The sequence below is a fragment of the Frankia sp. AgKG'84/4 genome, from assembly GCF_023242965.2.
Lineage (GTDB): Bacteria > Actinomycetota > Actinomycetes > Frankiales > Frankiaceae > Frankia.
In genome coordinates this window covers 1-2,055 of the sequence record NZ_JALKFU020000959.1, presented here as the reverse complement: position 1 = coordinate 2,055, position 2,055 = coordinate 1, and the positions used below count along the sequence as shown (strand labels likewise).

Genomic DNA, 2,055 nt, shown 5'->3' with positions numbered 1-2,055 from the left:
GGCCGCGGCGAAACGGCGTCGGCCGCTGCCCCCGCCGCCGTGCCCGCCGCCCCTGGTGGCCTCGATGCCCGGGTGATCGTGCGGCGCGGTCAGTTCGTGCTGGACGTCGAGGTCCAGGTGGCCCCGGGTGAGACGGTCGCAGTCCTCGGCCGCAGCGGCGCGGGCAAGAGCACGCTGCTGCGCGCGCTGGCCGGCCTGCTGCCGATCGACGCGGGCCGCGTCACCCTCGCCGACCAGGTGCTCGATGATCCGGCCGCCCGCCGGTTCGTGCCGAGCGAACGCCGGCCGGTGGGCGTGGTCTTCCAGGACTACCTGCTGTTCCCGCACCTGCGTGCCCGCGACAACGTCGCCTTCGGCCTGCGGGCCCGCCTGCGCCAGGGTCGCCGGCAGGCCCACCAGCAGGCCGACGACTGGCTGGAACGGTTCGGGATCGGCGAGTTGGCGGACCGCCGGCCCGCCGCCCTGTCCGGCGGCCAGGCGCAGCGGGTCGCCCTCGCCCGCGCGCTGGCGACCCAGCCGGGCCTGCTGCTCCTCGACGAGCCACTGTCCGCGCTCGACACCGTCACCCGGCAGGAGGTCCGCACCTTCCTGCTCAGCGTCCTGCCGGCCCTGTCCGCGCCCGTTCTGATCGTCACGCACGACCCGATGGACGCCGAGGTGCTCGCCGACCGCACCATCGCGCTCGAGGCCGGCCGCCGCGCGGATCTCGCCCAGACCGGCTGACCCGCCGCCCTGACCCCACTGGCCGGAGATCCGCGCCCAGCCCGCTCAGGCGGGTTGCGGGTGGCCGGGTCGGGCGCCGGCGTAGCGGATCTCGGCGTCCGGGCCGGGGAAGACGAAGCTGACATGGCCGTTGTCGGCCCAGCGCACGGCGAACGGCGGGTCACCGGCCTCGGAGCGCACATCGAAGATCTCGCCGAGCCGGTCCGGGGTGCGCGGGACGTGGCTGTGGACGATCAACGTGTCGCCGGGACGAGCCCGGAGCACGCCGGTGCGGCGCGGGAACACCGCGGAATGGGACAGCGCGGCGGCGGTACCGGCGACGGCGACGGCCCGTCTGGCCGCCCCGACGGCGGGTGAGCCGGCGGTCGAAGCGCCGGCGGCCGGGGCGCCGACGACGACCGGCGCGGCGGCCTCGTGCTGTGGCGCGAAGGTCTCGTCCCGCAGCGGACGGGTCAGCTCCGCCAGCTCGTGCTGGCTGCGGATCAACAGGTCGTCGACGGTGACGATGCCGACGATGCGGCGGCCATCGAGCACCGGCAACCGCCGCAGAGCGTGATCCCGGAAGATCTCGTACGCCCGCTCGATGCCCATGCCCGCGGGGACGGTGACGACCTCCGTGGTCATCAACGCGTCGATGCGGCCATCGGAACCGATTCCCCGGGCGAGCCCCCGCACAACGATGTCACGGTCAGTGACGATGCCGACGAGATGTTCGTTGTCGACCACCAGTAGGGCGCCGACCCCCGTCCGGGCCATCTCCCTGGCGGCGTTCGCGATGGTGGTGGACCGCTCGACAGTCGTCGGCGGCCGGCTGATCATCGAGCCGACGTAGGCCATCTTTCTCCCCCTCCGATCGGCCCGTTCCCTTGTGTCGCGAGCGCGCGCTACCCAGAGCGCCCGAACGGGCCCCACGTGTCCCTCCACCGTCCTTCCCCACTCACAGTGCGAATGCACATCGTCGCGATAGGTGGTTTCTGGAGGGCCCGGCCGAGCGGCACACCGCCGTGGTCACTCCGATGGGACCGCTGGTCGCGGCGCGAGCTGTTCGAGGAACCAGTCCCGGGCGGCCGTCGCGACCTGGGTGAGCGCGCCGGGCTCGACGAACAGCTGCGTCGCCCCGGGCACAATCTCCAGCCGGCTGGTACAGCCCGTCAGCCGCTGCCGGGCCCACCGGTTGAGCTCCACCCCCTGGTCATCCCGCTCACCGACGAGGAGCAGGGTGGGCGCGTGTACCGCCGGCAGCACCTTCCAGGCCAGGTCCGGGCGCCCGCCCCGGGAGACCACCGTGGCGATGCCCGCGCCGGCCTGGGCCGCGGCCGCCAGCGCCGCCGC

The 2,055-nt window shown here is 74.4% G+C and carries 2 protein-coding genes and 1 pseudogene; 1 reads left to right on the top strand and 2 read right to left on the bottom strand.

All coding sequences use genetic code 11. The features are described from left to right. The first annotated feature begins 39 nt into the window (after nucleotides 1-39). Nucleotides 40-723 (top strand): ABC transporter ATP-binding protein, encoded by a 684-nt coding sequence (locus MXD58_RS26345; protein WP_374616670.1) that lies wholly within the window; start codon nucleotides 40-42, stop codon nucleotides 721-723. Nucleotides 724-768: 45 nt separating this feature from the next. Here MXD58_RS26345 and MXD58_RS26340 read toward each other — a convergent pair whose 3' ends face one another. Both MXD58_RS26340 and MXD58_RS26335 read right to left on the bottom strand, forming a co-directional pair. Beyond that, nucleotides 769-1,560, bottom strand: a complete 792-nt coding sequence (locus MXD58_RS26340; protein ID WP_248836475.1) for a CBS domain-containing protein — start codon at nucleotides 1,558-1,560, stop codon at nucleotides 769-771. A gap of 171 nt (nucleotides 1,561-1,731) precedes the next feature. After that, nucleotides 1,732-2,055, bottom strand: a pseudogene (locus MXD58_RS26335) (phosphoribosyltransferase); the annotation flags it as partial.

What these genes read in the sequence shown, in the direction of transcription:
- MXD58_RS26340 (WP_248836475.1), bottom strand. Translation starts at nt 1,560, where the DNA reads ATGGCCTACGTCGGCTCGATGATCAGCCGGCCGCCGACGACTGTCGAG.